The sequence below is a fragment of the Ochrobactrum chromiisoli genome, assembly GCF_026241335.1.
Lineage (GTDB): Bacteria > Pseudomonadota > Alphaproteobacteria > Rhizobiales > Rhizobiaceae > Brucella > Brucella chromiisoli.
On record NZ_JAPHAV010000012.1, the window covers coordinates 98,690 to 123,605 of the forward strand.

The window sequence follows — 24,916 nt, forward strand, 5'->3', positions numbered from 1 at the left end:
GCCTTTCAGTGGCGGGTGACGGCGCTTTCGTTGCGCAGAAACCAAGAAGCCCCTTGCTTCGCCGTCACATAGGTCCATCCGGGATTGACGAGGAAAGTCGTGACCTCCGAGGCGACAATCGCCGGACCAGCGATTTCGATGCCGGGTTCCAGATCCTTGCGCGCCCAGACCGGTGTTTCGAATGGCCCGTCATGACCGACAAAATGACAAGTGCGATGACTTGAGGGCGCAGGTGGCGCTTTGCGCTCGGGCTTCGGAACGGGCTTGATGTCCTCGAACTGGACCGTCTCATGCCGGGCATAGGTAGCGACGCGGATCGTATTGATGCGGATGCCCGCTTCCGGTGCCTGCGAGCCTTCGCCGAAACGCTTGCCGTAGTCGGCCGAGAACTGCGAGATAATCGACAGGACATCCCCCGGCCCGAACACCTCATGTTTGGGAATAACCGCCGTGGTCTGCACGAGCTGGTTGCCGTAGCGCATGTCCAGTTCCAAATCATGACGGATGTCTTCCAGCGGCACCCCCTGACGCAGCAGGTCCTGACGGCCCTTTTCCTTCAACTCAGCGACGATCGCGTTGAAACGATCATAATCGTCGAAGATGTGGCGCGTGTTGCTGTCGTAGAGCACCATGTAGAGCGACTGTTCATGGATATGGAGCTGGTGCATATTGCCAGCGCCAACCGCTGAGAACACCGACGAGAGCGGCGGCGCCAGAATATTGTCGATATTGAGGTTCTGCGCGATACCGCAGCAATGCAGCGGCCCGTTGCCACCATAGGCCAGCATGGTGAAGTCCTTAGGGTCGTACCCCCTGGCTCGCAGCTCAGTGAAGAGGCCGTTTGCCATGTTGTCGTCCACCTTCTCGCGGATCAGCTTCGCTGCCTCAATGACCGAACAATCAAGTTCATCGCACAGCGTATCCTCGATGGCCGCCTTGGCGCGGCGCGGATTGAGCGGGATCGAGCCACCGGCATAATTGGCTGCATCAAGATAGCCGAGCAAAAGGTCGGCATCGGTCACGGTCGGACGCAGACCGCCACGGTCATAGCAGGCGGGGCCTGGATCAGAGCCGGCGCTTTCCGGGCCGCATTTTACCGTCTTGTACATGCGATCGTAAGAAGCGATGGAACCACCGCCAGCACCGAGCGTGACGAGATGGACCATCGGCACCGACACCAGCCACCGGTCGATGACCGGATTGAAGTCGTAGTGTTTCACCCCGCCTTCGACGACAATGCCGATGTCGTAGGACGTACCGCCCATATCGGTGGCAATGACATTGCCAAGGCTTGCCTGCAGGGCAAGATGCTCGGACGCACCGATGCCCGAGACTGGGCCGGAGTGGATGGTCTGGAGCGCATCGGTGGAGTTGAGCTGGGCCATGCCGCCGGAATTGTGGATGACCAGCATCGGCCTTTCGTATTTGTGTGTGCGCAGGTTCTGCTCCAGCGCCGAAAGCGCGTGGTACATGGTCGAATGCAGATAGCCGTCGACGATGGCAGAGGTGGCGCGCACATATTCGCCCTTTCGCCCAGCCACCTGATGCGACAGGATCACCGGAATGGCGCCAAGCAGATGTGAGGGATACTCCTCAAGCACAATCTCCTCGATGCGCTGCTCGTGCTCCGGGTTCACCACGGCATTGACCAGCGCGACGACGATGATCTGCGCGCCACGATCCACCAGCTCACGGAGCTGCCGGCGCACGTCTTCCTCATCCAGCGGCATGACAAGCTCGCCCTGGAAATCAAGCCGCTCACGGATACCTCGGATCATATGCGGCTCGACCAGCGGATCGGGACGCTGGGCGTTTGGCATGTCCTGCTGGCCGAGATTGTCAAGACCTTCACCATAGCCACGGGCGCGGCTGAGCGGCACAGTTGCCTCGTAACCCGCTGTCACCAGCATGCCGATCTTCGGCCCTTTGTGCTCGATCAGCGCGTTGGTGCCGAGCGTGGTGGCATAGCGCACGCTATCCACTGATTGCAGGATCTGCTCCAGTTCCAGCCCCAGCACCGAGCAGGCCTTGCCGAGAGCCTCGTTGAAACCCATGGCCAGATTGTGATGCGTGGTCAGCGCCTTGGTCTCGATATATTGCTGGCCCCAGACGACAAAGCAGTCGGTGAAGGTGCCGCCGATATCAACGGATACGCGTTTCATTCTCGCTCCCTATCTTTCTCAAGGGGATCGCGCTGCCCTCCCCGGCAAGCGCGCCCTTTAAAATATTCTGGCCCCCCGCACCCCATTGTGCGGGGCGCTGACATCAGTGGCCGTGGCCGCGTCCGGGAACGACGGCGGGGCCGGCGTCCGGCAGCACGTCCGGGCCGCGCTTCGCCCATTGGGCCTTCAGCGCAGGCACATCGACCTGCATGTCGTGCAACGGCGGATGGCCGGGAATAGCGTATTCCGTTTCCACCTGCGTGCCGCAGTTCGGGCAGCAGAATTCAAGGATGCGTACCCATTCCGGGTCCGGGCTGAAGGTGAATCGGTAGCGATCCGGGTCGATGATTGGCGGATGGATCTCGCGCGGATCGCGGTTATGAACCAATAGCCCTTCCTTGTAGTTGCCCTCAGCGGGGGCGATCTCGTGATCGCAGACCCGGCATTCCCATTTCTCCGTCTCAAGGTCGATGCGAAGATATTCGGTCATCGGAATTTTCATATGCTCAGTCCTCCCGTTCCAAAATGATGTCGCCCGCCTCCGAGACGACGAGGCCCCAACCCGCTGGCACGCGGGCGGTAAAATAATCCTCCTCAAGAATGGCGGGACCGGCGGCATAATCGCCCGGCGCCATCGAAGCGAGGCGATAGACCGGCAACTCAATGCGGCCCTTGCCAGCCACCAGAACCTTGCGTTGGCCATCGGCTTTCGCCTCGGCCTTACGCGGGAAGTCGACGTGGCGCGTCTCGTCCTGACGCAGGCTTTTCACCGCAGTCAGTTCCAGTTCGACCGTTGAAGCGCTTGCCAGCGCGGCTGGGAACTCGGGCTTGTCGCCCAGCGGGAAGACCTTCTCGCCCTCCGGCGTCTCGGTGACGAGACGGGCCGAGACCACATAGCTGCCCTCCTCGAAGCCTTCGGCGAACATGTCGCGGGCGGCCTTGCGCTTCAGCGCGTCGAGGGCTGTGGCGAGCCCTGCCGTCGAGCGATCCTCAAGCGTTGCCGCATAGCCCTGCGAAACATCGCAGGAGCCTATACCATAGGCGGAAAACACCGCCGCCATGGCTGGCACGGCGACCCGTCGGATGCCTGCCTTCTCGGCCACACCGCAGGCATTGAGCGGTCCAGCACCACCGAAGGCGAGCATCACCGTGTCCGGTCCGATCCGCGTGAAGCGGTGCAGTTCCTCGGCAATCTTCGCCTCAAAGGCATCCGACATGGCAAGGATCGCCGTATCAAGATCGACACCCAGCGGCTCGGCGATATTGCTGAGAACGGCCGCTTCGGCGCGGGCGAGATCCAGCCCCATGCCGCCGCCGAAATAGGAAGTCGGATCGAACAGGCCAGCGAGGAGGCTCGCATCAGTGATCGTCGCCTCTTTGCCGCCGCGTCCAAAACAGGCTGGCCCCGGCAGGGCGCCAACGCTTTCAGGACCGATGGCGATCTTGCCGTCCTTGACCTTAAAGATAGAACTGCCGCCCGCGCCCGCGCTCATAATCTCGCAAAGCGGGAAGGAAACACTGATACCCTCGACGTGACCACGCCGGATTTCGGCAACCTTGCCGTCCGTGCACTGGCCAATGTCGGTTGTGGTCCCGCCAACATCAATAGACACAGCATCACGGAAACCGTAGAGCGCGGAAAAAGCCTTAACGCCCTCCATGCCGCCACGTGGACCCGACGAATAGGTCTTGATCGCCACCGTCTTCGCCACGCGCGAGGCATCGCCGTCATTACGGAAGATCAGCAGCGGATTCTTGGTGCGAAACTCCCTCAACCGGTTTTCGGCGTTGTAGAGGAAGGCTTCCATCGAAGGATGCAGAAAGGAATTGATAAGCGCCGACCAGGCGCGGCGACCCGGATTGCGGTCGGAGGTAAGATCCGACGTATAGAGAACCGGAACGGCCCCCAGAAGATGGCGCGGATATTTACGCAGCACGATCTTCTTCACCCGCGCTTCAGCCGCGAGGAATCCCGCACCACCAAGTGCGATAACCAGGCGGTTCGCGCCCCTCGCCGCGAGCTGGTTGATGACCTTGACGACCTCCACCTCCGCTTCTGGCGCATCAAGCTTGGCAAGATCGATGAAGCTGACACGGTCGCCCACCAACGCCTCGAACACCTCGGGATCGTGCGCCTTCAACGCCGCAGGAAGCATCGTCGAACCGCTGTCGAGAATAAGACCCAGCTTCGGCCCCTTACGCTCGCAAATGGCGTTGGTGCCTTGCGTTGTGGAATAGCGGATGAGATCGACCTCTTCGAGAAGCCTCTTTACATCAGCCGCGCCATAAACCACTTCGGATGCCTTTTGCAGCCCTTCGAAGAAGCACTTTGAAAGATCGTAAGGGGTGGTCAGAACCTTGGTTTTCTTTACACCGCCATCCGACATGATGCACACGTCGGTCAGTGTGCCGCCATTATCGATGTTGATTTGCAACGCCATCGCGCATTTCTCCTCCCGTTCCTGTCAGGCCGACCTTGCGGCCCGTTCGGCGCGTTCTTCGCGCCGGGCTTTGCGGTCGCGGCACGCGGCGGGCTCCTCCCCGCGATACCGGACCATCTGTCCCATGTAGCAAGAGAAGCAAGTTCCCTTCCACGCAGCGGCGCAGCCAGAGAAATTCTGTCAACTGATTGAAAGAGTTTGATTAATTTTTAGGTTCGTCTGACAAGACACGGCGCGCCCGACGTTGGGGCGTCCGGTTTTCGAACACTCGCACGGCGGCGGCGTCCTGAAGATGGAAGGTTAATGTTCGGCGACCATCTGCGCGACCAACCGCGTTGCATGGATCCAACTAGGGCGATATGATTCTATTTACGACCTATTTCATGCGGTGCGCTGGGATTGTGCCGACCAAGTTCAGTCATCCGTTTATAAACACAGACGCCGATCCTTGCTTGTGTTCTCTGGGCTTGTGTTCTCTGGCTATCAAAAACTGCCGTTTTGCAGCAGTCTGCTAGGTTTCGTGGACAAAGTGTATTCACTGTAGAGCAGCGACGAAATTGACATTGCCTCGAACACACCTGTCGAAACCCAGCGCCGGTAGCGCCAGAAGACACTGTTCCATTTGCCATACTCGTCCGGCAGGTGACCCCACTGTGATCCAGTTCGGGTAATACACATCATGCCCTCGAAATACAGCCGGTTGCCCAGCGCTGGACAGCATCCGCGCGCGCTTTCAGGTGGCAGCAATTCCCCGATGATCGCCCACTCGTCGTCCTCCAGGCCACGTCTGATTAACATTTCCACTCACCGCAGCCGTGGATTGGCTCAATCCTTCTCACGATAGATTTCGGCAATGTCGCCCAGATCCCAGTTCCCGCCTGTCAAAATTGCACAGATATTCTCATCCTTTTGTACTTTTACAGAGCCGGCCAGGAGTGCGCCTATACCTATCGACGCGGCGGGTTCCGCAATGAGTTTTGCGTCAGTCGCCAGCGCCCGCATTCCTGCAACGATATGCGCATCTTCGACAAGAACGATCTCATCCACATATTTCTCAATAATTGGATAAGGATTGCGTCCGGGCACACTGATCCTCAGACCATCTGCGATGGTATCCTTAAGAGGAAGTGATGTGGGTTCACCGTTCTTTCGGCTCCAGTAATATTTGGGCGTCAGAGCTGGCTCTGCACCGATAACCCGAACTGAGGGGTTCATTTCCTTGATTGCTGTCGCAACACCGGAAATCAGACCACCGCCACCAAGAGGGACAATCACAGTGTTGACGTCCTTCAGATCTTCGAGAATCTCGCATCCAATTGTGCCCTGGCCCGCCATGACCATTGGATCTTCGAAGCCATGAACCACTGCATAGTTATTGGCTTCCGCGATCCGATACACCTCTTTCCATCTTGTCGCGTTGTCACCATCAAATAAAATGACCTCAGCTCCTAAAGCGCGCGTGTTCGCTATCTTGATTTTCGGGGTAGTCACAGGAAGCACAAGGACAACTTTGACGCCCATCATACGCGCCGCATAGGACAATCCCTGCGCATGATTTCCAGAAGATGACGAGATAATCCCGTTGGCAATCTTCTCACGTGGAAGCGATAGCACTGCGTTCAGAGCGCCTCGTATCTTAAATGCGCCCGTTAGCTGAAGCGTTTCTGGCTTAAGATATAAATTACAAGCGACTTTGGATGCGATTTTGTCAGCCCTCAGGAGGGGGGTATGATAAACATACGGCGCAATGCGTCTTTGTGCATCTCGAATGTCTTCAATTGTGGGATAGTTTAGCATTCATCACCGCCTGCATGCACTTTGCTTTAAACTTCGAAACCGTGCTTCCCGAGTGGGACGCTGCTATTGCTCAAAAAAGGAAAATCTGGTGCCGACATTTTGGCGAAGGGCACGATTATAGATCGCATTGACTGTCGTGTTATCTTGCGCAGCCATTCCTGTTGAATCGAAGATTGTTATCTCTTCTGCATTCTCACGTCCTGCTTTTGTGCCGATCAGGATCTCGCCAATTTCGGCGTGAATTTCACTCATGGAAATGATGCCGTGATTGAGCGCGTGCCAGGTCTCACCTTTTTGCGAACACTGGCTTGTCGAGTCTGTGACGATTTTAGCATTTCGAAATATTTCAGGCTCCAGTTCCTGCTTGCCCTGAGCATCTGTTCCAATCGCAACAATATGCGTTCCTGGTTTTATCCAATCCGCTTCCACCAACGACCCCTTGCCACGTGTGGTGGTAACCAAGACGTCCGCTTGTTCTACAGCTTCTCGTTTGGATGCCGCCATTATAACAGGAATATTAAACTCGCCTTCCATATCAGCTTTGTATTTTGACAGTGTTTCAGGGTTAGAATGCCACGCATGAATCTCCTCAATGTGCATCACTTCGCGGATTGCTCTAATTTGCATGCGTGCCTGATTGCCCGTGCCGATTGACGTTAGTTTTCTCGCGTCTTTGCGAGCCAATAATCTGACCGAAATCGCACCGGCAGCCCCAGTCCTCAGGCCCGTGATCAAGCTGCCATCCATCACGCATACCAATGCACAACTTTGTGCGTCAAAAAGAAGGATCGTTCCCATGCCGTTCGGAACGCCATGACGAGAAGGATTGTCCCTGAACCCGCCCGAAGACGCTTTCATTGATATCATCTCAGATGATTTCAAATAGCCCAGCTTGAAGTCGATTTCACCGCGTGGTGCAGGTAGATGTATGCCAATATAATCCGGCTGCTCCACCTGGCCGCTGCTGAATGCACGATAAGCGTCTTCAACAGCGTCTATGACCGCAGACAGCGAAATGAGTTTTTTGACGTCATCCTTCGTCAATAGCAGCGTCTTCAAACCAGTCTCCTTCAGTCGCACCTGTCTGCGGCGGATGGGATCGCCACATCGAATATCGCAATAACTGAAAAGCATAAAATGCTGAATCAATCCAAACAACGCAACGAATGCCCGAAATGACATGAAGGATGAATTCATGGCGGGCTTTGTGGTCAGGACTCTGTTTTTCCGATGGGCATATAGAAGGATATATGAGTGAGCACTTTAAAGACGATGAAGCCCGACGCCATTATGGCATCGGGCTTATTTCTAACGTCGCGAGTGGAGGGATCAGGCCGACCGCTCGCTGGCATTTGGACGCCATTTTATGAGGCGCGTTTCAACCACATCAAGAATACTGTCGATGATCAAAACGAAGACTGCCAAAATCAGGATACCGGCAAATACGCCAACCGCATCGAAGTTGCCTTCAGCCTGGGCGATAAGATAGCCTAGACCGGCGGACGAACCAAGATACTCGCCGATGATCGCGCCAACCACTGCAAAGCCGACGGAGGTGCGCAAGGAGGACAAGATCCAGCTTGCTGCTGCCGGGAAATAGACGTGACGCAGGAGATCAGAACGTTTGGCGCCGAGGATACGCGCATTTGAAAGCACGACCGGATTGACTTCGCGCACACCCTGCATTGCGTTGAAGAAGGTCACGAAGAACACCAGTGTGACGGCGAGTGCGACCTTGGACCAGAGGCCAAGACCCAACCAAAGCACAAAGATTGGCGCAAGAACAACGCGCGGGATAGCGTTCAGGCACTTGATGAAGGGGTCGAGAATGCGCGAAGCACTGCGGCTAAGACCGAGCCATACGCCTGCAGCAACGCCAAGACCCGTGCCGATCAGGTAGCCGAAAACGGTTTCTGTCAAAGTGATCGATACGTGACGATAGAAACTTGTATCGGTTATCCACTCCACCACCTGATTGAAAATATTCAGTGGTGCCGGGAAGAAAAACACGTCGATGAAACCCAGCGATGTGCCGAGCTGCCAGCCGCCGAGAATGATAACCAGCAAACCGACCTGGATAAGACGTTCAGTCATGGCGTTCATAGCTTTTCTCCACTTCGCCGCGCAGCGACGCCCAAATATTGCGATAAAGATCCATGAAGCGCGGATCGAGTTTGATTTCTGCGACGTCGCGCGGACGGTCGAGATCGACGGGGAAACTATCGATCACGTGGCTGCGGGGGCCAGCGGCCAAAACGACGACACGATCACCAAGCGCTATGGCTTCTTCAAGATCATGCGTAATCATCACAACAGCGCGGCGTTCTTCCTGCCAGAGCCGGAGAAGCTCATTTTGCATAAGGTGACGCGTATGGATATCGAGTGCGGAGAACGGCTTATCCATCAGGATGACTTTTGGACCTGTGATAAGCGCTTGAGCCATCTGCACACGCTTGCGCTGACCGCCGGAAAGCTGATGGGGGTAGCGGTGCTCAAAACCTTTCAGACCCACCTTGGCAAGCCAGTTGAGAGCGCTTTTGCGGCGTTCGGAAGCGCTTATGCCTTTAAACATCGGACCAAGCTCGACATTTTCAAGCGCTGTTTTCCATGGCAGAAGTGCGTCCTGCTGAAACAGATATCCTATATCATGGTGCACACCAGTGACGGCTTTTCCATCGACTGACACTGTTCCGTGTGAGGGTTTCAGCAATCCTGCTATGGCGTTGAGGATGGTGCTTTTCCCACAACCTGTCGGGCCAACGATGGCGAGAAACTCGCCATCCGCAACCGTGAGGTTGACATTTTCGACCGCAACAAAGTTGCCGAACGACATTGTAACGGCATCAATTGATACCATTGCTTTTGGGCTGGGGCTTGCTGCGACTTCCGGCGCAGGTTTGACAACGGCTAATGACATTGCCTCCTCCTTCTAGTTCGTAGCCGCGTGCGGTGCTTTATCGACGAAGCTGTTTGTGTATGTTTTCGAAAGATCGATTTCGGTTGCCGCAACTTTTTTATTGAAGCTATTCAGAACAACCAGTGGCGTTTTGACATCTTCCTCATCGAATTTTCCATCCGTGGAAAAGATCGCCTTGGCATTCTTTACGGCTTGAATATACGCATCGCGGTCGCCCGAGATGAATTCCTTAGGCAGCTTTTCAACGATTTCCTCTGCCGAATGGGTGTTCATCCATTCGAGTGCCTTGACTGTCGCGTTGGTGACTTTTTGGATGGTTTCAGGATTACCATCAATGTAATTTTGCGTGGCATAGAGAACTGATGTCGGATAAATACCGCCGTAGATTTCCTTGGCACCCTCGTCGCTGCGACCATCGATCAGAATTTTGCCGACACCTTTGGCTTCGATAAATGTTGCCGCAGGATCGTAATTGACCAGCAGGTCGATCTTGCCCTGTTCAAGAGCTGCAACCGCCGCCGAACCGGAACCAACACCGATCAGAGCGACATCATCTGCCGAAAGGCCGTGGCGCTGTAGATAGTAACGCACGAAGAAGTCCGAAGATGAACCGGGCGCTGTAATGCCGATTTTTGCACCCTTGATGGTTTCGGGATTGGCGGGGTCGAATTTAGAATTATTTCCACCAGCAAGGACAAGCCCGGAATTGCGTGCCAGAACGACGAAGCCGACCACGGCCTTGTTCTGTGACTGCATCTGAATGGTGTGGTCGTAGAAACCGACGGCAATATCTGTCGATCCGGCAACGAGTGCCTGCAACGTCTTTGAACCGCCTGAAGCAAAATTCTCCACGGTGACGTCTAGCCCTTCTTTCTCATAAAGGCCCAGCCCCTGTGCGACAGGAAATGGCAAATTATTGAGATTATAAGACCCGACGCTGATACGGACCGGATCAGCCATTGCTGTTCCGGCAAGAGCTACAGTTGCTGCCAGAGCGAGCATGAACTTACGCATTGATTTTCCTCCGGTTAAGTGGTGCCCTCCCGGCAACCAGTTGAATTATGCCGCGCATACGGCTTGTTTGACAGGCTTAGCAAACACATGCCCATCAAAAAGACGGCGGGCTGTGCGCAAAATTCCGGCAGTCACTTTTCCGTCTCGCTCCTGAAGCTTGACATCGAGATGACCGCTGGGATGTTCGATCGCCAGCACGAGCGGTGGTGTGTGAAGACCGATTAGTTTCGATGCGACTGTATCAGCCGTTATGCAGGCTGTTGCGATCCCGACGGCGCCGGTGGTAGCAAGCGACGGATGACATTCGTGCGGCATGAAATAGCGCACATTGATGTCGCCGCCGTTTTTTGCATTGCTGATAAGAACGGGTTTGGGCGTGACCTGATTGGTGACATCGCCCATGCCCATACGTCTGCCAGCCTCGATTCTCAGCTGTTCCAGCCGCGCAAGCAATGCCGTGTTGGCGTTGAGTTCGGCAGCACTCTCGTAACCACTGACACCAAGATTGTTGGCTTCGATCAGAACCATAGGCATCGCGCAGTCAATGCATGTCACGGCCACGTCTTCAATCATTTCATGGGGTGCACCGGTAGGGAAAAGTTTGCCTGTTCGGGCACCTGCCGCATCCATGAAGGTCAGGGCAATTGGAGCCGCCTTTCCGGGTACTCCATCAATGCTGGCATCGCCGAGGTATGAAACTTTACCATCGGGTGTCGGCACTTCTGCCTCAATCAACTTGTCGGTATTGACGTTGTGAATACGAACAAGCGTCGTTGCGCCCTGTGTTTTCATAAGTCCCGCCTCAATTGCGAAGGGACCCACAGCTGCAAGCATGTTGCCGCAATTGGGTGCGGTATCAACGAACTGCTGATCAATACGGACCTGTGCGAAAAGATAATCGATATCGACGCCGGGAATGCTGGATGGGCCGATGATGGCAACTTTACTGGTCACAGGGTTTCCACCACCGATGCCATCGATTTGAAGGGGGTGACCCGAACCCATAATGGAAAGCAAAATCTGATCACGCTCGCGCGGATCGGTCGGAAGATCAGATGCCAGAAAGAACGGGCCTTTCGACGTGCCGCCTCGCATCAGTACACAGGGGATAGAGATCAGATCGTTCATGCTTGCGCTTTCGCCTCCACTCTTGTGTAGTGGGTATTAATCAGTTCATTTATTGCACTTAGTGGCAAAATGATTGATATGTAAAATGCGAAGATTTGGAGTATTGATGCAAAATGAGCATTAATTGCGAAATTCTAGACCTAAGAGCATTTCTCGCCATTGTCGAATTGGAGAGTTTTCACAGGGCTGCCGATACGCTGAACATGTCTCAGCCAGCACTCAGCAGACGCATCCAGAAGCTGGAATTGGCAATTGGGGCGCCAATTTTAGAGCGTACGACAAGACATGTTTCGCTCACTGCTTTAGGCACCGAACTATTACCTTTGGTGCGGCGTATGCTGGAGGAATTTGACGGGTCGCTTTTTGCAGTGCGTGATCCCGGCGTCCAGCGCGGTGGCCTTGTAACAATCGCCTGTCTGCCGACAGCCGCTTTCTACTTTCTGCCGAAGGTCATAAAGCAGTTCAATATTGAGTATCCTAACATCCGCTTTCGAATTCTTGACTTACCGGCGACGGACGGATTGCAGGCCGTTGCGCGCGGTGAAGTCGAGTTCGGCATCAATATCATGGGAACAGCCGATCCGGATCTGATCTTTGACCGGCTTGTCGAAGACCCCTTCGTTCTTGCTGCCAGCAAAGACCATCCTCTTGCGGAAAAATCCGAAGTTGGCTGGGAAGATCTGACACCATATCATCTTATCACTGTTCATCGTTCAAGCGGCAATCGAACACTGCTCGATGGAGCCTTGGCAAAATCCAATATCAAACTTCGCTGGTTTTACGAAGTAACCCACTTGTCGACATCTCTTGGTCTGGTGGAGGCGGGCTTAGGCATATCTGTGTTACCGCAGATGGCGACACCGCAGGGAGAGCACCCACTTTTGATCACGAGGCCTATTCGAAACCCCGAGATTTCAAGAACTATAGGCGTTGTAAGACGCAGGGGGGGCACGTTATCGCCTGCAGCGGAGCGTTTCCTCAAGATGTTGATCGGCACATGGGGGAGTTTCTGAAGGGCTTGTCGGCCAGGGATTTTGCGACATCTTCGGAAGAAGTTTTGATTTCGTTGACAGCATGACGTGCGTGGCGTTCGCGCATCCCCGCGTCCTGACGCAGCAGATCGTCCGCTCATCTTGGTGTCCGCAGGATGTGGCCCATCCGCCCGGCTACTTTGTCAAAAAGGCTCAAGCGTAGAATCACCTTCCTTAAAGGAAAATTCTCGAAGATAAGGTTATACCAGCGTTTTGATGGACGTGACGGCTTCATCCGGGACGCGAGTGGCTGTTTCCCTGAGGATCAGCTCAACCGGCCAAAGCTCGTGAACATCGGTTGGTGACTTGCCATCAAGAATATCCATCAGCATGTCCGCACAACGCTTACCAGCAGCGCGCATCGATGAGCGGGTCGCAGTCAGTGACGGGACCATGTTGTCTGCACTCAGAAATGAAATGACGTCATCATGTGCGATGACAGAGATGTCACGGCCAATTGTCAAGCCAAACGATCGGGCAGCACGATAGATACCCAAAGCGGTCATCATAGAGCCTGCAACGAAAGCAGTCGGCCTCAAATCGCGCCTCAAGAGTTTTTGGGCCAAGCGGTAACCGATCTCGTCGGTGAAGTCGCCGTGCTCAATCAAGCCCGGATCAAACGCAATGCCTCTTTCGTCAAGTGCCTTGCGGTATCCTGCGTCTCTGTCAAGCGAGAACGTAAATCCCTCGCGGCCATTAATCATAGCGATGTGGCGATGGCCAAGATCTAGCAGATGTGCGGTTGAACGATAGACCGCGCCCTCGTTGTCAATATCAAGCCAGGCGTGAGGGATGTCGATTTTTGATCGACCATGAACGAGAAAAGGCATTCCGAGTTCATGCAGCAGGCGGATGCGCTCATCATTGGGCTTTGGTGACGTCACGATTATCGCATCAACACGCCGACTGGTGGCAAGGCGCCGACAAAGCTCCACCTCGTCGTCCGTGCCATTATTGGCTATGGGACTGACAAGAATATCCACCTCATCCTGACTGAGTCTTTCAGCCATACCACGCATGAACTCTGCAAAGTGAAACTCGCTATTGCGGCCCATGACAACGCCAATAGAGCCTGCACGGCCTGTCACAAGTCGCACGGCGTTGACATTCGGACGATAGCCGAGCCGCACAGCCTCGTCACGAACACGCTTGCGTGTTGTTTCAGCAACTTCCGGATAGCCGCTCAGTGCGCGACTGACCGTTGTGGCAGAAAGTCCTAATTGTTTGGCGAATTCACGAAGTTTCATTTGATCTTGCGGCTTGGAGAACGGATTAGACGTTGGATTATAATCGCTTCCTTGTGATTAACAATGCGCGGCCACCATCATTGATGGCCCTTTGAGAGAAGTATGCGGCAGAACCAAACCGTTTACAAGTTTGGTAAGAAATTTAAGCCTCTCAATCGTAGCTGATTGGGAGAGTGAACTGCGGTTGCATCGGGAAAGTTTATATAAATCATTGAAAATATAGATGAATATTTAAATCGGTCGTATTTTGTGTTTCCCAAAAAACAGCAGCTTGACAGATTTGAAGCCTTCTGTAACCTTTTTGGAATCCAAACCGTTTTCGATTTTAACGGCCGCTTACTGAATGGATGGGAGGAGGGAACAATGAAAGCTCTTAAGGGTGCACTGGCTGCCTGTGTTGCATTTGGCTTTGGCACAGCATTCGCTCACGCAGCCGAAATTTCGATTGCTGCCAATTCAACTGGCAACAATATTCAGTTTTTACAGGAACAGATTGCCAAATTTGAAAAAGATACCGGCAACAAGGTTCATATTGTATCCATGCCGCCATCAAGCAGCGAACAATTCAGCCAGTATCGTTTGTGGCTTGCGGCGGGCAATGCAGATATTGATATTTATCAGACGGATATTGTTTGGGCTCCGCAGCTTTCAGATCAGTTTATTGATCTCACCGAGGCTACAAAAGATGTAACAGGAAGCCATTTTCCGTCGATCATCGCGTCTCAGACGGTCAATGGGAAGCTGGTTGCATTGCCCTTTTATACCGATGCACCTGCATTGTTTTATCGCAAGGACCTCCTGGAGAAATACGGCAAGCCTGTCCCGAAAACATGGGATGAGATGACTGCGACGGCCAAAGAGATCATGGAAAAAGAGCGCGCAGAAGGCAAGGCTGACCTGTGGGGTTTTGTCTTTCAGGGCAATGCCTATGAAGGCCTGACCTGCAATGCGCTTGAGTGGGTCAAATCTTCTGGTGGTGGCCAGATTGTGGAAGCTGACGGAACGATTTCAATCAACAACGAACGCGCAGCAGCCGCAATTGATCGTGCAAAAAGCTGGATTGGTTCGATTTCCCCTCAGGGCGTTCTTGCCTATCAGGAAGAAGAATCTCGCGGCGTCTGGCAGATTGGCAATGCCGTGTTCATGCGCAATTGGCCCTATGCTTACGCCTTAGGCAATAATGACGATAGCGGTGTGAAAGGCAAATTTGATGTCGCACCTTTACCGGCTGGTGCCGAAGGTGAACCTCCATCCTCGACGCTTGGCGGCTGGAATCTTGCTGTGTCCAAATATTCCACGAAACAGGATGCCGCGATTGCTTTGGTGAAATATCTGGCTTCGCCTGAGGTTCAGAAGGCGCAGGCAATTCAAATTTCACGTCTGCCGACCATTGAAGCGCTTTACGACGATAAGGAAATTATCGCGGCGCAGCCTTTCATGGCGAATTGGAAACCCATCTTCCAAAATGCGGTGCCGCGGCCTTCGGCAGCGACAAAAGTTAAATACAATGAAGTCTCATCCAAATTCTGGACTGCTGTGCATAAAACCCTTTCGGGCAGTGGAACAGCTGCCGAGAACCTGGAAATGCTTGAGGTCGAACTGACGGAGCTTGAAGGCTCTGGCTGGTAAGCACGTATCAAGCCGCGTTCGGATCTATTCCCAAGCGATCCGAACGCAAAATTTTCAGAGCCCGCCGCCCTCAGAGGAAGATTATGACGGATACTTCTGTTGATGCTTCAAAAGCGTCGAACGGACGCCGACACCATTCCGACTTGCATACACAACGCATTCGTTCGGCATGGCTGTTTCTTGCACCGACGCTGATTGTTTTGGCATTTGTGGCCGGCTGGCCGCTGCTTAGAACGATCTATTTCAGCTTCACAAATGCATCGCTCACAAGCCTTGCTACGGCTGAGTTTGTCGGTTTTAAAAACTACTTCACATGGGTCACCTTAAAAAGCGGCCGCATCGTTTATCGCGGTCTTCTGGCCGATCCAGCATGGTGGGGCGCGGTGTGGAATACGATCAGGTTCACACTGTTTTCGGTTGGTCTCGAAACCATCTTTGGATTGATTGTAGCGCTTGTGCTGAACGCGAAATTTCGCGGAAGAGGCCTTGTGCGAGCGGCCATCCTCATTCCCTGGGCCATTCCCACAATCGTCTCGGCGAAAATGTGGGGCTGGATGCTCAACGATCAGTTCGGCATTCTGAACCATATATTCCTTAATCTCGGTCTTATCAGCCAGAAAATCGCCTGGACGGCAAATCCCGATACGGCGATGATTGCGATCCTGATCGTCGATGTCTGGAAAACCACCCCTTTCATGGCCCTGCTTATCCTTGCTGGGTTGCAGATGGTTCCATCCGATATTTATGAGGCTGCCAAGATCGATGGTGTCCATCCGCTCAAAGTATTCTGGCGTGTGACTTTACCGCTTATTCGTCCGGCATTGATGGTCGCGGTTATATTCCGCATGCTTGATGCATTGCGTATTTTTGATCTCATCTATGTGCTGACACCCAACAATGCGCAGACCAAAACAATGTCTGTTTTCGCGCGCGAAAATCTCTTCGATTTCGATAAATTTGCTTATGGCGCCACCGCATCCACGATGCTGTTTCTCATCATCGCAGCCATCACTGTGCTCTACATGTTCTTTGGACGTGTGAACATTGGCGCAAAGGGAGAATAGCCATGCATTATCTTAAGACGCTTGGCTTTTATCTGCTAGTTGCCATCATCATCCTTATCGCAGTGTTTCCGTTCTATTATGCGATCATAACCAGTCTTAAATCGGGAACAGCACTGTTTCAGGTGGATTTCTGGCCAACGGATGTTTCCATCAGCAACTATACCGGCGTTCTCAGTCAGGGCAGTTTTCTTCGGAGTCTTGGTAATTCTTTGTTTGTTGCAACAGTTGTTGTCGCAATTTCACTGCTGCTTGCGATAACTGCCGCCTATGCGCTGGCCAGAGTGAATTTTCGGGGTCGCGGGTTGCTCCTGCTCACCATTTTGTCGGTATCCATGTTTCCGCAAATTGCAGTGCTTGCAGGTTTGTTCGAACTGATCCGGTTCCTCGGTATATTCAATACGCCTCTGGCTCTGATCTTCTCCTATATGATCTTCACCTTGCCCTTCACGGTTTGGGTTCTGACAACCTTCATGCGTGATCTGCCGGTCGAGATTGAAGAGGCCGCGATCGTAGACGGGGCATCCCCATGGGTCATCATCACGCGTGTGTTTATGCCGCTCATGTGGCCGGCACTGGTGACAACGGGGCTATTGGCATTCATTTCTGCATGGAATGAGTTCCTGTTTGCACTGACTTTTACGTCGTCGGCGGGTCAGCGCACGGTTCCAGTGGCTATCGCGCTCTTGTCCGGCAGCAGTCAATTCGAAATCCCATGGGGCAATATCATGGCCGCATCGGTCATCGTAACAGTTCCCCTCGTCATCCTTGTGCTCATCTTCCAGCGGCGGATCGTATCCGGTCTGACTGCGGGTGGCGTGAAGGGATAGGAGTTTACATATGGCACAGCTTCAATTGCGCGATGTGCGCAAATCATTCGGGAATTTTGAAGTTATCAAAGGCGTGGACATGGACATTCGCGCAGGCGAGTTCATGGTTTTTGTTGGTCCGTCCGGCTGTGGGAAATCCACGCTTCTGCGTCTGATCGCGGGCCTTGAGGAAATCACCTCTGGAAGCCTGTCTATCGACGGCGTGGTGGTTAACAGCTTGAGCCCGTCCAAACGGGGCATCTCCATGGTATTTCAGTCTTATGCACTTTACCCGCATATGACGGTTTACGAAAACATGGCCTTTGGCATGCAGCTGGCTGGCAAAGACAAACAGGAGTGCAAACGCCGTATCGAACAGTCGGCAGAAATGCTGCAACTAACCCCCTATCTCGAACGCTTGCCACGTCAGCTTTCAGGCGGCCAGCGTCAGCGCGTTGCGATCGGGCGCGCCATCGTCCGGGATCCGAAGGTGTTTCTTTTCGATGAGCCGCTGTCCAATCTTGATGCAGCGCTTCGCGTGGCAACGAGACTCGAAATTGCTAAACTCCATCAGAGTATGGAAGACACCACGATGATCTATGTGACACATGATCAGGTGGAAGCGATGACGCTGGCTGATCGCATCTGTGTGTTGCGCGATGGGCGGGTGGAGCAGATAGGGACGCCGCTAGAACTTTATGAAAAGCCCAACTCGCTTTTCGTCGCGGGCTTTATCGGCTCCCCAAAAATGAACCTGCTCGGTGGAAAATACGCAGAACAATTCGCGACACACACGGTCGGGCTGCGGCCAGAGCACCTCCAGATCGTTTCGGACGAAGGTCTGTGGAGCGGTCGCGTGATCCACACGGAAATTCTCGGCTCGGATACATATGTCTATATTGATCTCGGTGCCGAAGAACCTCTGGTGGTTCGCGAAAGCGGCGTGTCAATCCGCAAACCCGGTGATTTGCTATCCATTGCGCCGACTGGCGAACGTATCCATCGCTTTGATGTGAATGGGCGTGCGCAGGACGGTTAGACCACCTTTCAAATCGAGAAATCTTTTTTGGAGCAATACGTTCAGGCACCGGCTTCATAAACCGGCGCGCATGTTCGCAAGGCTCAAATCCACACAAGGGCTGATAGCCGCAATTAAGGAGAATAGCCGTGTCTATACGCACTATCGTCTGGGGTGAAAATGTCCACGAGCAGATCAATGAAACTGTTCGTGCTGTTTATCCGAATGGAATGCACAACACGATTGCAGACGCACTCAATGGCGATAGCACCATTGACGCCACCACGGCCACCTTGCAAGAGCCGGAGCACGGCCTCACGGAAGAACGTCTCGCCAACACGGATGTCCTGGTGTGGTGGGGGCATAAGGACCATGGCGGCGTAAAGGATGAAATTGTTGAGCGCGTTGCCAGACGCGTTTTTGAGGGCATGGGACTGATCGTGCTTCACTCAGGCCATTTTTCTAAAATTTTCAAGCGCTTGATGGGAACGCCCTGTGCGCTGAAATGGCGCGAAGCAGGCGAACGTGAGCGGGTCTGGGTTGTGAATCGGGGCCACCCCATTGCACAGGGGCTGGATGAGAATTTTGTGCTTGAAAACGAAGAAATGTATGGCGAGCAATTTTCCGTTCCTGAACCGTTAGAAACGGTATTTATCTCATGGTTTGCGGGCGGTGAGGTATTTCGTTCAGGGCTCACATGGCGGCGCGGCGCAGGCAATATCTTCTACTTCCGTCCCGGCCACGAAACCTACCCCACCTATCACGATGCGAATGTGCAAACCGTACTGCGTAACGCCGTCAAGTGGGCCTATAACCCTCAACCCGCATGGACTGATATTCACACGGCACCCAATGTCCCGGTCGATCAGGCTTTAGAGCCGATTGTCGAGCGGGGGCCTAAACTTCATAAGGCCGGTGAAGCCGGTTATCGTTGAGGTGCATGATGCGTCTTCTTATTCTTGGAACTGGCGGCATGGCAAAGAACCATGCCGAGGCCTTCAAAGCCATAGATGGCGTTGAAGTGGTCGCAGCTTGTGACGTGTCAGCGGAACGCGTTGATGCATTCTGCGAAAATCATGACATTCACGACCGCTTCACGCGGCTGGAGGATGCTCTTGAATGGAACCGCTTTGATGCTGTTGCAAATGTGACGCCGGATGCGATCCATCATCCGACGTCATTGGCGCTCATCGGCGCTGGCAAACATATCTTTTGCGAAAAGCCGCTTGCAGAGAGCTACGACAAAGCCGCTGAAATGGCTGATGCTGCCGAGCAGGCGGGCATCATCAATATGGTCAATCTTACATATCGCAATGTCGCTCCTTTACAAAAGGCACGCGACATTGTGATGTCTGGCGAAATCGGTCAGGTACGTCACTTCGAAGCTTCTTATCTGCAAAGCTGGCTTGTTTCAAAAGCCTGGGGTGACTGGAAAACCGAGAGCAAGTGGCTCTGGAGGCTTTCCACGCGCCACGGTTCCAATGGGGTTCTTGGCGATGTTGGCATTCACATTCTTGATTTTGCATCCTATGCGATCGGCAGCGATGTGGAACGGGCATCGGCCCGATTGAAGACCTTCGACAAGGCCGACAACAATCAAATCGGTGAATATGTGCTGGATGCGAACGACAGCTTTGTAATGACGGCGGAATATTCAAACGGTGCGCTTGGCGTCATACATGCCAGCCGCTGGGCAACAGGTCATCTTAATGAATTGCGATTGCGCATTCATGGCGACAAAGGCGCGCTTGAAGTCATTCATACACCGACAGGTTCCACCCTTCGTGGTTCAATCGGGGAAGATATTGAGACACCGGTGTGGCGCGAGATTGAAGTAAGCCCCGTCGAAACCAATTATCAGCGGTTTGCACGAGCAGTAGCGGATGGGGTTGGTCTGGAGCCGAACTTCCGTCACGCTGCAAATCTTCAACGCGTTCTTGATCACGCGATGAATGTGGATCAGCCTTTGCCACAGGTGGTGAATATCTGACCGGTCCGGGCGCTATCCTTAGGAAACTGGCCCATAGTGCACTCCTCTGTTTAACGCGCAATAATGCACCATCACACTCCAGGGCTAAACACATCTACCATGCCATAGAAGCGGGGGACTTGACGATGCGAAATTTGCCAGACGGTGCCAAGCCAATAATGAAAAAAGCCCGCAATTACGCGGGCTTTTTATGTTTTAATGATCGTTGGTGCCGGTCTATGCCGGACGCGGGATCATTCCCACTCGATTGTGCCCGGAGGCTTCGACGTCACGTCATAGACCACGCGGTTGATGCCACGGACTTCATTAATGATACGGGTGGCCGCATTGCCAAGGAAGTTCATGTCGTAGTGGTAGAAGTCCGCCGTCATACCGTCGACCGAAGTCACAGCACGCAGCGCGCAGACGAATTCATAAGTCCGGCCATCACCCATAACGCCAACGGTCTGAACCGGAAGCAGAACGGCAAATGCCTGCCAGATGACATCATAAAGGCCAGCCTTGCGGATTTCATCAAGATAAATCGCATCGGCTTCGCGCAGAATTTCAAGCTTTTCGCGCGTGATACCACCGGGGCAGCGGATCGCAAGACCTGGACCAGGGAATGGATGCCGCCCGATAAAGCTGTCAGGAAGGCCGAGTTCCTTGCCCAGCACACGCACTTCATCTTTGAAAAGTTCGCGCAGAGGCTCGACAAGCTGCATGTTCATGCGTTCTGGCAAGCCGCCAACATTGTGGTGCGACTTGATTGTGACCGAAGGCCCGCCCGTAAATGAAACGCTTTCAATAACGTCAGGATACAACGTGCCCTGTGCGAGGAAATCTGCGCCGCCAAGCTTTTTCGCTTCCTCTTCGAAAACTTCAATAAACAGACGACCGATGGTCTTCCGCTTCTTTTCCGGATCATTCTCACCTTCGAGAGCGTCAATGAATCGGTCCTGCGCATCCACCAAGATCAGCGGCAGATTATAATGCTCCCTAAACATCGCAACCACATCGGCAGCCTCGTTCTTACGCATCAAACCATGATCAACGAGGATACAGGTCAGCTGGTCGCCAACGGCTTCATGAATCAGAAGGGCTGCAACGGACGAGTCAACGCCGCCGGAGAGCGCGCAGATAACCTTACCCTTGCCCACCTGCTTGCGAATGGCCTCTACAGCCTGTTCACGGTAAGCAGACATGGTCCAGTCTGGCTTGATACCAACAATGTTGTGAACGAAATTCTGGATCAGCTTTGCGCCATCAGGTGTGTGCACAACTTCCGGGTGGAACTGCACAGCAAAATATTTGCGTTTTTCGTCCGAAATGGCCGCGAAAGGCGCATTGGGCGATGTCCCGATAACCCTGAAACCTTCCGGCAGTGCGGTGACACGGTCGCCATGGCTCATCCAGACTTGGTGACGGGTGCCCTTGGCCCAGATGCCAGCGAACAATGCGCTGTCTTCCTGAACTTCAAGAAACGCGCGACCGAATTCACGGTCGTGGCCGCTTTCGACCTTACCACCCAGCTGCGCGCACATGGTCTGCTCGCCATAGCAGATACCGAGAACTGGAATTCCAGCCTCGAAAATTGCCTGTGGCGCGCGCGGGCTGCCAATGTCCGTTGTCGAGTGTGGACTCCCCGACAGGATCACAGCCTTCGGGTTGATGCGCTTATAGGCATCTTCCGCAGACTGGAACGGAACGATTTCGGAATAAACTCCGGCCTCGCGCACGCGGCGTGCAATCAGCTGCGTGACCTGGCTGCCAAAGTCGATGATAAGGATAGTGTCAGGATGTGCTGTGGTGCTCATGCCGAGCATCTAGATAAAAAGCCGCAAAAATGCAATGGTCGAAGTGCCGCGTTTCAACAATCAAACCAAGAAAACTTACCTATCCTGACATATCCTTGTCAGGAAGTGTCACGGCACCATTCAGAATAGCGTTTTCGAGATCCTCCACAGCGCTCGCAAGCTTCTGATCAATGACATGCAGATACTCTGTCCAGTCGCCGACATGCTGCAATTCACGGGTACCATCGGAAATGCCACGCAACCCTATCAGGGCAACGCCAAAGGCCTGACAGGCGCGCAAACAGGCATAGGTCTCCATATCGACCATGTCGGTTGCGATTGTCTCATAGGCTTTGCCCGAAACAATGTTTGCGCCCGTTGACAGCGATGCATCTGGCAGCCCCGGAACAAGGCAAGGCAGATCAATCATTGCAGGTAAATCAAGAAAGGGTGTGCGGCCTTTTTCAAATCCGATAGGCGAAGCATCCATATCGCGATAAGCGACCGATGAAACCTGAAACACCTCTGTTTGGGGAAGCCTCGCCGATCCGGCGGAGCCGACACAGACGACCAGATCAGGCAATTCACCCTGCTGTTCAAGCACAGTCAGAATACGTGTCAGATTGACGGACGCCTCGACCGGACCCACGCCGATCATCAGCGGCAAAAAAAGCGAACTGAGATGCGGGCCATATTCCGCCTCGGTCGCCATCACATACAGAAGCCGTTTGCCTGCAAGGGTTTTGATCATCCCTTTAGCCCCTCGCGGTCCTGAACAACCATCATCGTGCCTGTCATGGTTGCAATAAGCCGCACTTCCGTATCTGTGACTGCAAAAGCCTGTCCATCGCTGACCATAATCGTGCGCCCAGGCTTGGTCACCTCGCCACGAAACAGGAAACGATCGCCTCTGCCGGGGGCAAGCAGATTAACCTTAAATTCGATTGTCAGAACCGCAGCATCCGTTGGCATAAGGCTAAGCGCTGCATAACCGCAGGCTGTGTCGAGTGCTGCAGAAATTATACCGGCATGAAGAATGCCGTGTTGCTGCGTCAGCTCTTCGCGAAACGGCATTTCGACCTCGACAATGCCCGGTTCACAACGTGTCAGCTGTGCACCGATGAGCTTCATCGCTGCCTGACGGTCAAAACTCTCCTCGACACGCTGTTTGAAATCCGGTTCCGCAATTCGATGCGCTGGCATTAAGCTCCCCCAAGCTTAATTGTGCTTTTCCAAGACACTTACATAAAATCCGTCCGTGTCAATGGAAAGCGGAGAAAATACGGCGCCATGCGCAGGAAAAACCGGCTCTACCCCGGCTGCATCTCCTGTAACGGCTTTCCAGACTGCCTTGGGAGATTTTTCCGTAAAGTTGCTGTTTTCAGCAAGGAAGCGCTCGACCTGACGCGTATTCTCTTCGGCAAAGAGCGAACAGGTCACGTAAACCAGCCTGCCGCCGGGCTTCACGTAATGTTTCGCCGCCTCAAGCACCTCGCGCTGATCCTGCACACGCCGCTCCAGCTGCTGATCATTGAGACGCCATTTTGCATCCGGCCTGCGCCGCCACGTGCCCGAACCTGTGCATGGCGCATCTGTCAGCACAAGGTCCATGCGCTCAATAAGCGGAGCGAGCGCATCGAGATTGCCATGCACCTGTGTGTTGCGAACCCCTGCCCGCTGCAAACGGTCATGCATGGGCGAAAGACGCGCGCGTTCGGCATCATAGGCATGGACCTGGCCACTGTTGCGCATGACCGAAGCCAGCGCCAGCGTCTTGCCACCTGCACCTGCGCAATAATCCAGCACCTGTTCGCCCGGCTTTGCACCAGCAAAAAGTGCCGCAAGCTGCGAGCCCAGATCCTGTACCTCGAACCAGCCATCCAGAAATGTCTGATCCGTCTGCACATTGGGATGACGGCCCAAAGCCTCAATCGGAGGAATGCGCAAAGCCTGCTGAAGCAATGGCGCTTTGGCAGCCCCCGCTTTTTCCAGTGCTTCAAGAACGGCTTCGGGCGTTGTTTTCAGCAGATTGACCCGAAGATCAACCGGCGGACGCATGGAAAGCGCAGCCGCTTCTTCTACCCAGCGCTCACCAAACAACTCTTCCAGCGAAGGCACGCACCATTCAGGTACATCGGCCCGGATATAAGCAGGGGCGTCAGTGACGGCTCGCGTTGCCCATGCTTCGCGGGGAGCAGATTCCAGAGGTTCTGGGGCAAATTTATCGCCATTGAGCGTTGCGTCAATTGCATCAAAATCCATGCCGCCTTCTGAAACCAGCGCGCCATAAGCAAGCGCGCGCGCATCATCAGCATCCATGCGCCACGCGATGGATAGTTTGCGCCGCAACGCGTCATAAACAATATTGCCAATGACCGCACGATCACCCGCGCCGGCAAAGCGGTGCGACGCACCCCAATCCTTCAGCGCATCGGAAGCCGGGCGCTTGTTTGCTTCAATATCATTCAAAACCTCGATTGCCGCCTGAAGGCGTCCGCCAAGCCGCATTTCAGCTCCTTCACATTTGTTGTGTCGGGCATAGCCTTCATTGAGGGGAAAAGGCAATCAACAATTAAAACGAACCGATTTTAGAAAGCGCTTAGAACATAAGCCAACCCACGTAAAACGCCAATCTGTTTCAATCAGATCGGCTCTTTGAAAGCAAAAAGCCGGAGCGGGGGCATCCGGCTTTTCACGAAATGAAGAAGCTTACGGAGGTTATTCCGCGGCATCCACTTCCTCATTAACTGCAATCGTATTTGCCTGATACCCGTGCGCCGTCTTGAGCGCCGCACGCACACCGGCTTCATAATCAGGATGTACAAGCTTGAAGTGCGCCAACTGGCGTTCGACGATAAAGCCCGGCACACCGCCCATGGCTGCTGCAATGTTTGAGA

General features: G+C 53.9%; 23 protein-coding genes. 7 read left to right on the plus strand and 16 right to left on the minus strand.

The features are described 5' to 3' along the window. Positions 1–5: 5 nt before the first annotated feature. From OPR82_RS18035 to OPR82_RS18080, 10 genes are all read right to left on the minus strand, one after another. Positions 6–2,162, minus strand: coding sequence for a hydantoinase/oxoprolinase family protein (locus tag OPR82_RS18035; RefSeq protein ID WP_265986280.1), 2,157 nt, complete (start codon positions 2,160–2,162; stop codon positions 6–8). 103 nt (positions 2,163–2,265) lie between these two features. After that, the gene (locus tag OPR82_RS18040) at positions 2,266–2,664 is read right to left on the minus strand and encodes an acetone carboxylase subunit gamma (RefSeq protein ID WP_265986281.1); all 399 of its coding nucleotides are present in this window, start codon (positions 2,662–2,664) and stop codon (positions 2,266–2,268) included. 4 nt (positions 2,665–2,668) lie between these two features. Further along, a complete protein-coding gene (locus OPR82_RS18045; RefSeq protein WP_265986282.1) occupies positions 2,669–4,603 on the minus strand; it encodes a hydantoinase/oxoprolinase family protein in 1,935 nt (644 codons plus the stop codon). Positions 4,604–5,086: 483 nt separating this feature from the next. After that, positions 5,087–5,401 carry a transposase gene (locus tag OPR82_RS18050; protein ID WP_265986283.1) on the minus strand — a complete coding sequence of 105 codons (315 nt, stop codon included), beginning with the start codon at positions 5,399–5,401 and terminating at the stop codon, positions 5,087–5,089. A 27-nt stretch (positions 5,402–5,428) separates the two neighbouring features. Beyond that, entirely contained in the window at positions 5,429–6,400 is a 972-nt protein-coding gene (locus OPR82_RS18055; RefSeq protein WP_265986286.1) for a threonine/serine dehydratase, read from the minus strand. A 63-nt stretch (positions 6,401–6,463) separates the two neighbouring features. Then, positions 6,464–7,459, minus strand: coding sequence for an ornithine cyclodeaminase family protein (locus tag OPR82_RS18060; RefSeq protein ID WP_265986316.1), 996 nt, complete (start codon positions 7,457–7,459; stop codon positions 6,464–6,466). 270 nt (positions 7,460–7,729) lie between these two features. Then, positions 7,730–8,503, minus strand: a complete 774-nt coding sequence (locus OPR82_RS18065; protein WP_265986288.1) for an ABC transporter permease — start codon at positions 8,501–8,503, stop codon at positions 7,730–7,732. Next, entirely contained in the window at positions 8,487–9,317 is an 831-nt protein-coding gene (locus OPR82_RS18070; RefSeq protein ID WP_265986290.1) for an ABC transporter ATP-binding protein, read from the minus strand. The genes OPR82_RS18065 and OPR82_RS18070 overlap by 17 nt, the downstream gene beginning before the upstream one ends. A 12-nt stretch (positions 9,318–9,329) precedes the next feature. Further along, positions 9,330–10,331: an ABC transporter substrate-binding protein gene (locus tag OPR82_RS18075; RefSeq protein ID WP_265986291.1), complete on the minus strand. Its 1,002-nt coding sequence runs from the start codon at positions 10,329–10,331 to the stop codon at positions 9,330–9,332. A 45-nt stretch (positions 10,332–10,376) separates the two neighbouring features. Then, positions 10,377–11,459, minus strand: a complete 1,083-nt coding sequence (locus OPR82_RS18080; protein ID WP_265986292.1) for a 4-oxalomesaconate tautomerase — start codon at positions 11,457–11,459, stop codon at positions 10,377–10,379. 113 nt (positions 11,460–11,572) lie between these two features. Between OPR82_RS18080 and OPR82_RS18085 the strand changes: the two genes are divergently transcribed. Next, positions 11,573–12,472 (plus strand): LysR family transcriptional regulator, encoded by a 900-nt coding sequence (locus OPR82_RS18085; RefSeq protein WP_265986293.1) that lies wholly within the window; start codon positions 11,573–11,575, stop codon positions 12,470–12,472. A 218-nt stretch (positions 12,473–12,690) separates the two neighbouring features. On the opposite strand, the gene OPR82_RS18090 is transcribed toward OPR82_RS18085, so the two are convergent. Further along, entirely contained in the window at positions 12,691–13,737 is a 1,047-nt protein-coding gene (locus tag OPR82_RS18090; protein WP_265986294.1) for a substrate-binding domain-containing protein, read from the minus strand. Between the two features lie 363 nt (positions 13,738–14,100). On the opposite strand from OPR82_RS18090, the gene OPR82_RS18095 reads away from it, so the two are divergent. The 6 genes from OPR82_RS18095 (at position 14,101) to OPR82_RS18120 (ending at position 20,244) form a co-directional block, all read left to right on the plus strand. Next, complete coding sequence (locus tag OPR82_RS18095; RefSeq protein ID WP_265986295.1) at positions 14,101–15,366, plus strand: ABC transporter substrate-binding protein; 1,266 nt, start codon at positions 14,101–14,103, stop codon at positions 15,364–15,366. An 83-nt stretch (positions 15,367–15,449) separates the two neighbouring features. Beyond that, positions 15,450–16,430, plus strand: a complete 981-nt coding sequence (locus tag OPR82_RS18100; protein ID WP_265986296.1) for a carbohydrate ABC transporter permease — start codon at positions 15,450–15,452, stop codon at positions 16,428–16,430. A 2-nt stretch (positions 16,431–16,432) separates the two neighbouring features. Beyond that, on the plus strand, positions 16,433–17,257 hold the full coding sequence (locus tag OPR82_RS18105) for a carbohydrate ABC transporter permease (protein WP_265986297.1): 825 nt from the start codon (positions 16,433–16,435) through the stop codon (positions 17,255–17,257). Between the two features lie 10 nt (positions 17,258–17,267). After that, positions 17,268–18,275: an ABC transporter ATP-binding protein gene (locus OPR82_RS18110; RefSeq protein ID WP_265986298.1), complete on the plus strand. Its 1,008-nt coding sequence runs from the start codon at positions 17,268–17,270 to the stop codon at positions 18,273–18,275. A 128-nt stretch (positions 18,276–18,403) separates the two neighbouring features. Next, complete coding sequence (locus OPR82_RS18115; protein ID WP_265986301.1) at positions 18,404–19,189, plus strand: ThuA domain-containing protein; 786 nt, start codon at positions 18,404–18,406, stop codon at positions 19,187–19,189. Between the two features lie 8 nt (positions 19,190–19,197). Further along, positions 19,198–20,244: a Gfo/Idh/MocA family protein gene (locus tag OPR82_RS18120; RefSeq protein WP_265986317.1), complete on the plus strand. Its 1,047-nt coding sequence runs from the start codon at positions 19,198–19,200 to the stop codon at positions 20,242–20,244. Positions 20,245–20,477: 233 nt separating this feature from the next. Here OPR82_RS18120 and guaA read toward each other — a convergent pair whose 3' ends face one another. From guaA to OPR82_RS18145, 5 genes are all read right to left on the minus strand, one after another. Next, complete coding sequence (guaA, locus tag OPR82_RS18125) at positions 20,478–22,040, minus strand: glutamine-hydrolyzing GMP synthase (protein ID WP_265986304.1); 1,563 nt, start codon at positions 22,038–22,040, stop codon at positions 20,478–20,480. A gap of 79 nt (positions 22,041–22,119) precedes the next feature. Then, the gene (locus tag OPR82_RS18130; protein ID WP_265986306.1) at positions 22,120–22,770 is read right to left on the minus strand and encodes a 5'-methylthioadenosine/S-adenosylhomocysteine nucleosidase; all 651 of its coding nucleotides are present in this window, start codon (positions 22,768–22,770) and stop codon (positions 22,120–22,122) included. Continuing rightward, the gene (locus OPR82_RS18135) at positions 22,767–23,222 is read right to left on the minus strand and encodes a PaaI family thioesterase (RefSeq protein ID WP_265986307.1); all 456 of its coding nucleotides are present in this window, start codon (positions 23,220–23,222) and stop codon (positions 22,767–22,769) included. Before OPR82_RS18135 ends, OPR82_RS18130 begins: the two co-directional genes overlap by 4 nt. Before the next feature lie 15 nt (positions 23,223–23,237). Next, positions 23,238–24,527, minus strand: a complete 1,290-nt coding sequence (locus OPR82_RS18140) for an RsmB/NOP family class I SAM-dependent RNA methyltransferase (RefSeq protein WP_265986308.1) — start codon at positions 24,525–24,527, stop codon at positions 23,238–23,240. Positions 24,528–24,737: 210 nt separating this feature from the next. Next, positions 24,738–24,916 (minus strand): catalase-related domain-containing protein (locus OPR82_RS18145; protein WP_323054566.1); only part of this gene is annotated, 179 nt, incomplete at its 5' end.